The sequence below is a fragment of the Microbulbifer epialgicus genome, from assembly GCF_041447265.1.
Taxonomy (GTDB): Bacteria; Pseudomonadota; Gammaproteobacteria; order Pseudomonadales; family Cellvibrionaceae; genus Microbulbifer; species Microbulbifer epialgicus.
Genome location: NZ_JBGMEK010000038.1, coordinates 14,897 through 28,456, shown reverse-complemented (window position 1 = coordinate 28,456; position 13,560 = coordinate 14,897). Strand labels below are relative to the sequence as shown.

Below are 13,560 nucleotides of genomic sequence, written 5' to 3'. Positions count from 1 at the left end.
TGGAGAGCCTCCATGACTAACCTGGTGGCTTTCTTTCTTACATATTTGGCTTTGTTATGGGTTTTCTTGACAAAGCATAAAGAAATGCAGCTCAAAAATTTCCATCGCTTGGAGAAAGTTACCTGGTGGGTATTTTTGCTAAGCGCAATCCCTTATGGATTTCTCTATGGCTGGGAAGTGGGTATTACCATTTGGCTTTGTGCGGCGATGTTTTGTGCTTTGATACTGGCTCTGCTGGCTCCAATCAAACCCGTTTGGCTGCGGCGGTATATGCCGCTGTCAATATTGGGGCTGGTTATCTTAGAGCAGGCTCTACTGACTATTGGGTAACTCTATGGCTGCTTCAATAAAAATCAGTTGGCAACAAGTTGCCCTGACCATTGTGCTCAGCATTATCCTGATGTTTTCCAGCACGGTCATGCTGTCGATTTACTGGCCGTCCGCAGAGCCAACGGAACGTATGGCGGCGGGCTCAATGTTATCGGCGCTGTTGTGGGTCGGGTATATGAGTATGGGAATTCTCGCCGCCTCCACTTGGCGCGCAGCGGCTTACCTGTTTTCTCTTTTGTTGGTCATGATCGGGCTAAGCGCCCTTTCTTTTTTATAATTTTCCGTCTGGCCATCCTTAATGCAACAGCGTAGCAATATCCTTTTTTACGAAATTCACTCCTGGATTGGGGTGTTATTTTCCATCCTTCTATTCGTAATTTCCTTTTCCGGCGTGGTGGCACTATTTGGCCACGAGTTAACTCAATGGGAACGCCCCGAGCATCGTATTACTTATAATGCTGAAGCGCCGGTGGATGTAGATCGACTGGTTGCTCCGGTACTCGCCGAGGCAAATATCGGTGAAGACAGTTTTTTTATGATCTCAATGCCAGACTACTACCATCCTATGCTGGAGGTGCTCTGGACTGATGCTGGGAGCGAGGAAACCGAAGTACGCCACATAAACCCCAATACCGGCGAAGTGCTGCCGCCCAGTAGTTCTGATTTTGCTGAGCTATTGACGTATATGCACACTGACCTACTGCTTCCCAGGCCTTTTGGGCGCTACCTGATTGGAGTTATGGGCTTGGTGATGCTGCTCTCCATATTAAGTGGCATCATCATCCACAAAAAAATATTCAAGGAGATGTTTAGATTCCGTGTGGATCGCAGCAGGCGGCTCAAGTGGACAGACCTGCACAAAGTACTAGGTGTCTGGCCGTTGCCGTTTCATGTAGTGATTGTTTTTACCGGAGCAATACTTGGCCTGAATGGCATTATGATTCAGGTTGCAGCATTTTCTGCTTTTGAAGGTGATGTGGAAGCAGCGATCGCCTCGGTGGTCGGGGAGCACCCAGAGATCACTGGCGAGCCTTTGGAGTCCAATAGTTACAACCAAATGCTGCTGCGCTATCAGGACCAAGTGCTTAATGCGAAACCACAGGCCATTTATGTGGAGGCCTACGGGGATCGCAACCAGGTTGTCCAAGTCTCGGGCAAAACTGACGAGGCGCTGGTGCGCTTTGTAGATGTCAAATACCGCAGTGAAGACGGCGAAGTAGTAAACATCAATAACCCCGTGCACGACTCAGGTCCGTTTATGCGGGTGTATTTTTCACTGACTCCACTTCACTACGCACTCTACGGTGGCTTCCTGATAAAAGCCCTGTACTTTGTGTTGGGATTGGCATTGTGTTTGATGATGGTAACGGGCACCGTTATCTGGCAGATTCGTAAGGCACAGAGACAAAAGCTCCACTCTGGTGATATTAATACCCGAGGTTCCGGTTGGTTCCTCAGTTTAGTCACGGTAGGGGTTTGCGCCGGCTTGGTTGTGGCCACCTCGGCCACTTTCTATGCCAATAAGCTGTTACCTCCCGGTGGTGGTGGCGATCAGCGCTTTCACTGGATTGAGATGGTGTATCTCTCTGTATGGGGAGTGGCCATAGCCTGGGCGATGTTGCGCCGCCAGATAAAACCTGCATTAGCGGATCTCTCGCTTTGCGCAGGCCTGCTGCTGTGCGGTATCCCGCTGCTGAATGCACTGGTAACGGGGAATGGTTTGCTGGTCCCCTGGGAGTCCGTCACTTTGCCAGTGGTCTTCACTGACTTGGGCGCCCTGGTAATGGGTATCATCTGCCTCTATTCGAGCCGATATATCTATAGACAGGTATCCCAGTCAAAGCTATCTGCAGATATACCCCAAGCTGTTGTCGTTCGATAAGGAGCTCAACGGCTTTGTGGTCAGGTACAAAAGGCTGGACCAGCAGCGCTTTCAGTGGCCGCGGGAGATTGATGTTACCTATCATTAGCGGACCGGTCGCGACCTGAACCAACTCCTCGACGGACACAATATCCGGCGTCAGTCTGGCCGAAGTGATATTGCTGAAGTCAATTTTCAAAACCCAAATGATAGCCGCAATTTTGACTGTTGACTAGGGATGGTGGTAACGGCTGGCTATTTATGCAACTTCTTCTTTTGAATCAGGGTAACCAGGGATTTTTATAAAATTAGTGGCCTATTAAAAATATCCGTGATGCTACTGTTATTGGTGCCGGCCCTATTCGTATTGCTGATGCAACTCAACTCTTAGCCTCAGGCCCGCAACTACTGGTGCTTGAAAGCGATAGAGACTATCGACATGGTCGTAGCATGATTAGAGATGATTGATTGCGAGTTACTGTCGGATTCTGTTGGGGATGCATTTATTTTGAGTTCGAGATGCTTTCTGATTGGATGACGAAATTCCGATCTTACCTGTGATTGTTCAGTGGGCACTCGCGGAATCAAAACCAGTACAGTGCACGAGTTTTATCATAAAATTCATCGATTAGACCACCGTAAGAAGTTTGGTTCCTATAATAAGATTTGGTTTCCTGGGTGGGAGTGGAGGGGACCTCTCCCTGGCATTCTTCTTTTGCTTATACTGCATTAATTTTCAATTCTATTTCCAAATTGTGGGGAGCTGTAAATAGACTACGTCGTCTAACGACTGCTTCAGATAACATATCCAGAGTTTGGCAGGTTTCAGTCCAGCCAATACAGCTATCTGTTATTGATTGTCCATAAACCATATTCTCTTTTGCACCGATCTTTTGACTACCTTCTTCCAGGAAGCTTTCAATCATTACTGCGGAAATATTTTCTTGCCCTGTGCTGATTTGCTCACAAAGTGCCCCGGCGACAACCACTTGGTTACTGTGGATTTTCTGGCTATTGCCATGGCTGCAATCAACCATGATACCTGAGGGCAGTGCGGCTGATTCCAATTGGGATATAGCCTGCTCTATATCCTCAGGGTGATAATTTGGCTTTCGACCACCGCGGAGAATTAGATGGCAACTCTTGTTACCTGTTGACTCAATAGCTTCAAACTTTCCATTACGAATAGTAGTACAGAATATCTGCTGTGATTGAGCTGCCTGAATTGCATTTATCGCAACTTGGATATTGCCATCGGTACTATTCTTAAATCCGATTGGGCAGGGTAGTGCTGAGGCCAGTTCACGATGGGTCTGCGATTCTGTGGTACGGGCACCGATCGCCCCCCAGGAAATTAAATCTGCTATATAAAGTGCATTCAAGGGGCACAGGAATTCTGTAGCCGCACCAAGCCCCAGGGCATTGATGTTTAATAGCAGTTCGCGTGCTTTGGTAAGCCCTTTAAGCATATCAGCACTACCATCGAGATTGGGATCGTAAACAAAGCCCTTCCAGCCAACGGTAGTGCGGGGTTTCTCGAAGTAAGTACGCATTACCAGGCAAAGTGTATCTTCAAACTCTGCCTTAATTTCTGACAGCCTATGTGCATAATCCAGTGCTGCTACCGGATCGTGAATTGAGCAGGGACCAACTATAACGAGTAGACGGTCATCCTCACGAGCAAGTATGCGAGAAACCTCTTCACGGATTCGCTCAATATTCATTGCAGTGGTGGAAGGGCAGGGCATTGTTCGGATCAATTCGTCATTGCCCGGAAGTTGCATATGAGTCCGTGCGCTCAAAATAGCGGGAACGTCAGACATAAAATGGTCCTTTTCTTTTGCTGAGCTACCGTTGTTAATAGAAGAATTTACTAATACTCAACGATACTCAATATACCGTTTTGATGTGGTTGATAAGCACCCGTAAAGGTACTTCCACTGGGGACTCTGGAAGAGAGATCTCGTAGAATTTTAAATTTTACTTTTTGCTGTTCTGGGAGCATTGCAATGATCTCAGCATCCAGGAAGTCAAAATATTTACCTACCGCTGGATATAGTGCTTTGAACAGGCTTTCCTTAGCTGAAAATGCGATAGTCAGCCACTTCTCTAAAGGAAGTCCACTTTTTAAAAGTACACTCGCCTCCCTACTGCTCACCACATTTGGTTTTATTTCGCTGGCCGTTTGATGAGCCATCGTTACCTCGAAATCAATTCCGAGCCCATGTGACTGTTTACTGGCAGCGCAGAGCGCCCGATGAGCAGTGTGGGTGATCGAAGCTTGAATACCATCAGGCCATACTGGGCAGCGATTAGTGCCGATAGGAATTTTAGTTCCTGGCATGCCCAGTTGGCTCAATGCAAAGTGGGCACAACATCTCCCTGCGAGAAACTCGGCACGCCGTGAAATAACCGCCTTTCCGAGCTGGCTGGGAAAGAGAATATTCAGCTGGGAGAATAGTTGATCACTATAGTTCTCCAGATTAAAAGTACTTTCTACCAAACAGCCAGAAAAATGTTCTGACTCGATAAGTTGATACCCCCCGAGAAAAGAGAACACCGGGCTATCAGTAGTGCAAATAGTTGTGTGGATCATGATGTAGTTGCTTCGGTATCTATTTTTTGCTGTTGTGGAGCATTATTCGCTGGGGGCGGCGTAGGCTTCTGTGGTTTACGCCTTATAAACCCTGCGCTTTTCAAACTGGTGAACCCCAGGGACATAGCGACCGTAATGCCAGCCGCTGCTGCAGCAAAATAGAAAGTGCCAGACATTGGAGCAAACAGCTTACCGAGAATGCCAAACCCCATTGCGCCGAAGGTATCCCCGGAAACATTCTGTGCAGCCCAAAGGCTGTTGACTCGCCCTTGTAGCTGGTTGGGAGTATGACTCTGTACCAGGGTAATCTGGATCAGCGAGCTGATTGCCCCCAGATATCCGTATGCTACTAGTGCAAACAGAGCGAAATAGAGATGATTGGCCAGGGTAAGACCAGCAAGGGCAATGAAAGACAGGGTACAGGTGAGCAACAAAACCATACCGGGACGCTGCAGTTGAGGCGCCCAGCCACTTGTTAATGCGCCAAGCATTGCACCGAGGGGCACTGCCGAATACATCAGGCCAATCTCGAAAGCACCGCCTCCAAAGGAGAGGGTGACCATGGCTGGAAACAATACTCGTATACCTTTTCCGAGTGAATCCAACGTGCCCACAGCTACCGCACTGCCAACAATTTTATGCTTGAATAAAAAAGAGATACCTTCGGCAAGCGCCTTTAAGGGTTGCTTGCCAGGCTGCTTACCTGGTGCCATTGAAGGCAAACGGGTGAGCGGAATCAAAGTAGCGAAGGTTCCCGCTGATGCTGCGGTGTAGTTCCAGCTGATATCTGTTGCGGCAATAATCAGACCGCCAATTGCCGGTGAGATAACCGTGCCGATACGAACGGTAAGCATGCCCAGGGCATTGGCTGAGGCAAGATTTTCTTTGCCAACGATTGATGGGATCGAAGCCATCAATGCAGTAATACCAATTGCGCCAAACAAGCCACTCCAAATAGACAATACATACAAGGCTATCAGTGATGGCGTTGCGAAAAAGCAGTTTACAGCCAGAGCGGCAAAACCCAACCCGCAGCCTGAGCGGCCGATTAAAATTAAAGTGCGCCGATTGTGGCGATCAGCGAGAACGCCACCCCAAAGTAGGCCAATAAACATGGCGACACCTTCAAGGGCCATAATGACACCAACCTGTAAGGTTGAGCCGGTCATCGCATGGACCTGCACTGGTACCGCTACTGTTAGCATCCCCAGGGAGATAATCGATATCATCCTGGCAATAAAGATCATACGGAAGCTTGCGTTGCTTTTGAGCAAGTCAAATCTCATAAACAGTGAACGATTCATGGGAGTGTTACAACCTCTTAGGGATCTACTTTTTCAGTTTGTTTGGTTAATGTGGGCACCTTGGCCAAAACGCTGTTAAGTAATGGCCCCAGAACTTTAAGAGAGGAGGGTGAGAGAATATCATCGTGGGCAAAAGGTAAACGGTGTTGATGCATTTCACTGAGGAATGGAGCCCAACTCTTCTCTACATCCCAACCATTCGGCAATGTTTTTTCCGCAACAAAAAGTTGCACCTTACCAGAGTAAGGTTGGGTATAGGCCTTGGAGAGTAGGCGCACTGCATCATCGTAATTTGCGACGATGTCGTTGAACATTTTTGTCTGTTCTTCAAGAGTAGCCTCATCGGCAAACTCCCCCTCAGCAGCACTCAAGAATTGCTGTTTCTCCCTTTCCACCTCTTCTCGGGCCTCGTCTTCGGTGGGTCGTTTCCACTCCTGGCCTTCAGGTGGGTAAGTATCAAACAGGCCCACAAACGCCACTTTGTGGCCGAGTGCTGATAGCTTGGATGCCAGTGCAATAGCGACAGTACCGCCGAAGGAATAACCCATCAGGTGATAGGGGCCTTCGGGCTGCTCGCTGAGGAGAGTTTGTAGATAGTAATCCACCGCTTCCTCCATGCTCTCGCTGATCGCTACCGGGCCATTGGGTCTGGGGGATTGTAAGCCGGTAATCGGCCAGCTGCCTGCAAGGTACTTGGGAAAGCCGGTATATTGCCAAGAGAAACCTGAACCGGGATTAATGCAGAATAGGGGCGTACCACGACCCGCCCTGATTGGCAAAACATTACCAAAACCAGCTTTATCAGGGGCCATACGCAGGCTTTCGTCAGTGAGCACTGAAGCCAAGCCTTCTACGGTGGGTGAAACCATAATTTGGCCCACGCTTACTGGTAGTGCCAGGGCCTGACGCAATTCTACTGCCAGTCTCATTGCTAACAGGGAATGTCCGCCGAGCTCAAAGAAATTACCTTCGGCAGTGACAGATTTTAAATTCAGAAGTTTGCAGAATGCATTTGCAATAATCTGTTCGGCCCCTTCACAGGGAGCGCGTCCTGAATCAGAGTGCTCACTTTCCGGATTTGGAAGTGCTTTTCGGTCGAGTTTGCCGCTTGCGCTGAGCGGGAATGAATCTACCGCGACCAGTGTGGAAGGCACCATGTAGGCTGGTAGGGTTTTTATCAGTTGGTCCAGTAGTGGTCGCAAAGTATTCAGGGTATTTAATGGATTATCCAGGATCACATAGCCCACTAGTTGGCGGTTATCCCCTGTGGTATTGCCTCGATTGAGCGCACGGGCATGGACTGCTGCTTGCCTAACTTGTGGGAGAGCTACTAGGGCTTTTTCAATTTCACCGATTTCAATACGTAGGCCACGAATTTTAACCTGATCGTCGCTGCGCCCTAGGTACTCAACATTGCCGTCGTCAAGCCATCGGACTATGTCTCCGGTGCGATACATTCTTTCACCAATGGCATGGGGATCCGCAACAAAACGTCCAGCGGTCAGGCTGTGTCGATTGAGATAACCCATTGCGAGTTGTTGTCCGCTCAGGTAGAGCTCACCCGGAACACCAATGCCTACAGGTCGCAAAAATTGATCGAGGACTCTCAACTGCGTATTCCATACAGGCTTGCCAATAGGAATCCCCGTGCCTTTACCTAGGCCAGGGTTGGCGGGACAGTAGGTGACATCGACAGCGGCCTCGGTGGGGCCGTATAAATTATGTAACGGCGCCTCGAAGTAATGTGAATACGCAGTAGCCAGTTCTTTTGAAAGGGCCTCACCACTACAAAATACCCGGCGCAGTGAGCTTGCTTTCGATTCTGCAGAGGGATGATTGTGGAGGTAATCCACCATGGCGGCTAGCATTGAAGGAACAAAGTGAATGGTTGTTACCTGGTACCGAGAGATGATCTCGAGTAATTGTTCTGGGTCCCTGTGTGTCTCAGGTGGTGCCATCACCAGTTCGGCCCCATGTATTAAGGGCCAAAAGAATTCCCACACAGAGACATCGAAACTGGATGGCGTTTTTTGTAGTACAACATCACCCGTTTGCAGCTTATATTCTCCCTGCATCCAAAGAAGACGGTTAACGATTGCTTTATGGGAAACCAATACTCCTTTGGGGCGGCCGGTAGATCCTGATGTGTAAATAAGGTAAGCAGGGTCCTCTGGGCAAATCTCTGCAGCAACCACTTTAGTAGAGGGCTCTTCTTCAAGAAGGTTTTCTATGACCAGCACGGGTGAAGAGCAGTGTATGGGGGATTTCTCCCCAAAACGTTGCAGTTGATTAGCCCCTGCGAGAATAAGCTTGGGATTTGCGTCTTCTAGCATCAATGCCAAGCGTTCGTTGGGATAACTGATATCCAGCGGTAGGTAAGCCGCACCGGCTTCAATTACAGCTTGTAAAGAAAGGCTCAGCCCTACACTGCGCTCAATCGCAACCGCCACGATATCACCAGCTCCAACGTGGTTTGTATTGAGATGAGCTGCAATATTACGAACCTGTTGTCGCATATCTTGATAGTTGAAGGAGGTATTTTCATCGCTTAGTGCTTTTTCAGTGGGCGTGCGTTGCACTTGCCTGGCTAAGAGATCACGCAACGTAGAAGGAGCCACGTCCCGTTTTGTATCGTTAACTTTTTCCAGTAGCTTTTGTTCATCACTAGTTTGCAAGGACATAGCAACCAAAGGTTGCTCTGGGGTCTCTGCAAGCTGGGTGAGTAGGTTAATAAATTGATACGCCAGGGATTTGGCGTTAACTACTGCGTCACGGTACTCAAATAGAATTCTGGGGCTTTTATCGGGCAGCACTAAAATAGTTAGGGGATAGTGGGTAAAACCACGGTTTTTAACCGTATTTAGGTGTATACCGCCGTGATTTTGCGCGAGAAGCATCTGATCTGCCGGATAATTTTCAACGACCAACAAGGTATCGAACAGGGTATCGGTACCGGCAATACGCTGAATCTCCCCCAAGCCAATCCCATCGTGATCAAACAGTGCTATTTGTTGGTCCTGTAACGACTGTAACTGCTTTATTAATGGCTGTTGTGGCTCTAATTGGACTCGAACAGGTAGCGTATTACTGAATAGTCCAACGACTTCATCTATGCCTTCGATGGCACTGGAGCGACCGGATACCGGACTGCCAAATACCACATCATTTCGACCTGTTAAAGAACCCAATAAGGCACCCCATACTCCTTGAATAACAGTATTGAAGGTGAGGCCTTCCTGTTGACATAATTTTTTTAATCGTGTGTACAGGTGTTCACACAGAGGGATTTCTATTTCGTGAACGGTTTCTTTGTCACTGCTCTCCGCGAAGGCTAGAGTCGGAGTGACTCCTAGTAGGAGTTTTTGCCAGTGTTCTCGGGTATTTTTCTGATCTCTGCCTATCATCTCCATGACCACAGGGTTATAGAGGTTGGAGACTTCTGAATTTTCCTCATTATCTGTTCGATAGGCCTCAAAAAGATCCTGTAAGAGGATGGGCGTAGACCAGCCGTCAATGATTAGGTGGTGTGCAGTAATTAGGAGCGAGAAATAATCAGCCGCAGTTTTTATCAAGTGTGCATGCAGCAGTGGAGTGCGAGTCTCTGCATGCGTCCCGATATCAAAATGCAGGCTGGCTTGTTGTAGCTCCAGATTCAATATCAATGCTTGTTGTTGTTCCGCGGGGAATTCGCTCAAGTCAACTTCGGTGAGTGGCCAGTGAGGGGGAGTGGCCGTATCGCCAGTGGTGTGGGGAATCAACTGAAGTGGTTTTTCCCAGATTTCACAGTCGAATAAAACGCTCAACTGAGGGTGTTTTAGTAATAATGAGTTCAGAGCCCTGCGCAGCCGTGCGATATCCAGCTTTCCACTGAGCTCAAGCTTGGTGGTAAAACTGTAGGAATTTTCCTCGTTACCCAATTGAGTTTGGAACAGCAAGCCCTCCTGTAGTGGCAGCACGGGTAGAACAGCAGAAAGTGGACCGTATTTCTTTTCGGCCTCGGCCCGCGGTACTTGCATGGTTTTTAGTGGCTGCGACTTTGCTTGAATTGCGGTATTTAGGTTCAGCGCAATCTGTTCCGGTGAGCGATATTGGAATACTTCTTTTGGCCTGAGGTCATACCCAGATTTGCGCATCAGTGTACAGAGACGCATCGCAGATATGCTATCGCCGCCCATTTGAAAAAAATCATCCTCGACGCCAACGCTGTGTAAATCTAGCGTTATGGCTACAGCGTTGCAGACAACTTGTTCCTTAGAATTTTTTGCCGGCCTAGAATTTTTATGCGCCGGTATAGTCGGTATAGGAAGCGCTTTTTTATTGAGTTTACCGCTAACAGTTAGGGGGAATTTTTCGAGGATAGTCAGGCTAGTAGGCACCATATAATCAGGAAGTTGGTCCCTCAATTGGTGCAGCAGTCTTGACTGAATCTCCTGCTGATTACCTTGGGCGGGTATTTTTAAAGTGCAATAAGCCAGTAACTGGTTACCTGTAGCAATTGGCTTGGCAATAACCGCCACTTCTTTTGTTTCAGCTAGTGATGAGAAGGCCGCTTCAACATCACCTAGCTCCACCCTGAATCCACGGACTTTAACCTGGTTATCACATCGACCAATAAATTCTAGTTCCCCATGGGTACCCCAGCGGACTAAGTCACCTGTTAGGTACATCACTTCACCACGGCGATAGGGGTTGGCTACAAATCGGCAGGCAGTAGTTTCTGGACGGCGCAGGTAACCGATGGCCATGTTGCCACCAGCGAGATAGAGCTCGCCAGCTACACCTATAGGTACTGGGCGCAAAAGCTTATCCAAAACGTAAACCTCGGTATTAGCGAGGGGGCGACCAATAACGGGTTCAGCTGATCCAGGTGAGGCCTGTGCACTGGTCGCATAGACTGTGAATTCTGTTGGCCCATAGATATTGTGGGCCTGCAGTTTGGGATAGCGTTGTAGTTCTGACCATAAAGCTGGAGACACTGCTTCACCACAAATATCCATTAAGATTGGGTGATGATGACCCTCATCCATTAACCCGGCTTCCATTAGTTGAGTAGCCAAGGAAGGCGCGACAGCGAGAGTATCAATCTCCAGTGAGCGGATGGAATCGATTAACCCATATACATCCCGCTTGGCATCATCGTCAAACAAGTGTAACTCGTGGCCTAGGAGTAATAGCAATATGGGATCCCATGAAGTATCAAATGAAAATGATCCAGTTAAGGCTACTTTTAAGCGCTTACTCAAAGTGCAATTAATCGCATTCTGGAAAATTTCTTGCTGTAACGCTAGGGCCAAGTTCAGAAGTGCTCCGTGAGGCACCATGACGCCTTTGGGTTTACCCGTGGACCCTGAGGTATAAAAAATATAGGCGCGCTGCTCTTCGGTTAGAATCGCCGGTTTGAAATTTAATTGTTGAACAGAGGGCATGGTAGCCGTATCTAGTTGCAGCTTCGAAACCCACGCAGGCAGTCGATGGGCCTGGTTGGAAAGAGTAATCACCTGAGTAGGTTGCGCATCTTCGCACATAACGGCAATGCGATCGTCAGGATGGGTTAGATCCAAGGGTAGATAAGTGGCACCAACGTAGAAAGCGGCGAGAATCGAAGTAATAGAGTCAATAGATCTCGGCAAGGCTACTGCGACAATATCACCAGCAACAACGTTAGCTTCCTGTAAGATGAGGCAAATTTGAATTGCTTTTTGTGACAGTTCTTCAAATGAAATGGTTTGCCCCTTAAAAGCAATGGCCGTATCCCCACCATGAGATTGGACTTGCTGAGAAAATATATCCAACACACTTGCATACTGTTCGGTATTGGCAATTTCAGTTCCCTTTGCCCACCTTTCAATTAAGTTTTGTTCTTTTGTGGGAGTCAGGGAAAAATCACGGGCGAATAATTCGTTTTTGTAGTGAATCTGGGCAAATAGATCGTTAATTCTGTGCTCGTGAAGTTCTAACTCTTTCTTACTGTAACGATGAGCATTGGCAGCCAGCTCTATGATAATGGTCTCTTGGTGAAAATAGAGAGAAAACTCAATATCTTCGATCGGACCGGTGGCGATTTGATGGGTGACCCCTGGAACCCCATTAAAATTCAAAGAATAATCGAAGATTTTACAGTTAATGGTTGGACCATACAGGCGGCCATGAGACCCCACCAAACCTAGATCGCGCTGTAGCTGTTCTGCCTCATAGCGTTGATGCCTTCGAATTTTACGTAATTCCTTGGATAGACTGCGGGCTATATCGAATAGGCTCTGTTCCTGGCTGATTTCAAGCTGTAGAGGCAATACATTAGCTACCGGTCCAGTAGCGCTAAGGGCTGTAGAACCCATGCGACGCATAAACGGATAGCCAACGGCAACTTTTTCACTATCACACATCCTGTACAAGTAAATAAAAATCATAGCCGTGGACAAATCGACTAAGGAAAGCTTCTCTGCTTTCGGATGGTGAAGGAGCTCTTCCAGTATATTGCGGTCGACCGAGAAATTTTTACGGTGTACCAGGTTATTTGTATCTGCCAGAGCTCCAGTAGTCTTATTGGAAAGAGTTAAGGGAGTTCTTAAATCCTTGGTATAGTTTTTCCAAAACTCACGATCTTGCTGATATTTGTTAGATTCAGCATAACCGAGGTATTCGTCGATGACATCGGCGAATGGTGTGAACGGCGACTTTGATACAGGCTCCGCTTTACATAAGGTATTGTAGATTGCTGTAATTCTTTTCGTCAGGGCAGTAAAACTAAATCCGTCCACCATCAGGTGATGGTAACGCTGGTACCAAAGGAATTGAACACTTTTGTTATTTTGTGGAAGCTGAAAAATAATATGCTTGTATAAACGTGTACTACTATCTGCTCTTAGGTCACCCTGGAGATCATTGAGCATAATGCTTTTTGCGGACTCAATAGGGTCATCTGTATCTTTGATCTGAATAATATCCACAGCACATAGGGACTCAGGGGCAGGTGTTGGTTTTAGCTGTTGGACTGGCCCAAACTCCTCTTGCCGATATTTACTATGAATAGTATCCGCTTCACTTAGGCCTACATGTATCGCTTGAGCCAGCAGATCCATATTAATAGGACCCTTTATTTCTACAAATTGTGCAACAGCAAAAACGTTGCTGCTCGAAGCTAATTGATCAGCCAGCCAGATTCCAACTTGGGGACCCACCAATGGGTATGTGTTATTACTAATTTTACTTGCAGAAATCGAGGAGCTTTCTTCTTGCACAGTAACAATCCTTTTTAAACCTATTGAGTTTGCACATTGCCGAGGTGGGAAAAAGATGTGGCCATATAGCTCGTCCTTAACTATTTGGCCAGGGCCCACTGTATTATGAAAACAGAATGGCTATATACTTTTACATTATTTTCAAGTGGGTTTCGCTAGAGTTTACCCAGCAGCGGTTAATCCTTTAGCCGCCGAAAAAAGGGGATTAAGAGAACGTTGCTTTGTTTATTC

At 47.6% G+C, this 13,560-nt stretch carries 7 protein-coding genes; 3 read left to right on the top strand and 4 right to left on the bottom strand.

Annotated elements, in window-relative coordinates; genetic code table 11:
• Positions 1 to 84 precede the first annotated feature (84 nt).
• The 3 genes from ACCI49_RS15590 to ACCI49_RS15580 are packed head-to-tail and all read left to right on the top strand — an operon-like array spanning position 85 to position 2,212.
• A complete protein-coding gene (locus ACCI49_RS15590; protein WP_371840003.1) occupies positions 85 to 330 on the top strand; it encodes a DUF3325 family protein in 246 nt (81 codons plus the stop codon).
• A 4-nt stretch (positions 331 to 334) separates the two neighbouring features.
• On the top strand, positions 335 to 607 hold the full coding sequence (locus ACCI49_RS15585) for a hypothetical protein (RefSeq protein ID WP_371840002.1): 273 nt from the start codon (positions 335 to 337) through the stop codon (positions 605 to 607).
• 21 nt (positions 608 to 628) lie between these two features.
• Complete coding sequence (locus ACCI49_RS15580; protein WP_371840001.1) at positions 629 to 2,212, top strand: PepSY-associated TM helix domain-containing protein; 1,584 nt, start codon at positions 629 to 631, stop codon at positions 2,210 to 2,212.
• Positions 2,213 to 2,910: 698 nt separating this feature from the next.
• On the opposite strand, the gene ACCI49_RS15575 is transcribed toward ACCI49_RS15580, so the two are convergent.
• From ACCI49_RS15575 to ACCI49_RS15560, 4 genes are read right to left on the bottom strand one after another with little or no spacing between them, the layout of a single operon-like run.
• A complete protein-coding gene (locus ACCI49_RS15575) occupies positions 2,911 to 4,014 on the bottom strand; it encodes a 3-deoxy-7-phosphoheptulonate synthase (protein ID WP_371840000.1) in 1,104 nt (367 codons plus the stop codon).
• 50 nt (positions 4,015 to 4,064) lie between these two features.
• Entirely contained in the window at positions 4,065 to 4,751 is a 687-nt protein-coding gene (locus tag ACCI49_RS15570; protein WP_371839998.1) for a 4'-phosphopantetheinyl transferase family protein, read from the bottom strand.
• 32 nt (positions 4,752 to 4,783) lie between these two features.
• Positions 4,784 to 6,091, bottom strand: coding sequence for an enterobactin transporter EntS (entS, locus tag ACCI49_RS15565; RefSeq protein WP_371839997.1), 1,308 nt, complete (start codon positions 6,089 to 6,091; stop codon positions 4,784 to 4,786).
• A 17-nt stretch (positions 6,092 to 6,108) separates the two neighbouring features.
• Positions 6,109 to 13,329, bottom strand: coding sequence for a non-ribosomal peptide synthetase (locus ACCI49_RS15560; RefSeq protein ID WP_371839996.1), 7,221 nt, complete (start codon positions 13,327 to 13,329; stop codon positions 6,109 to 6,111).
• Positions 13,330 to 13,560 lie beyond the last annotated feature (231 nt).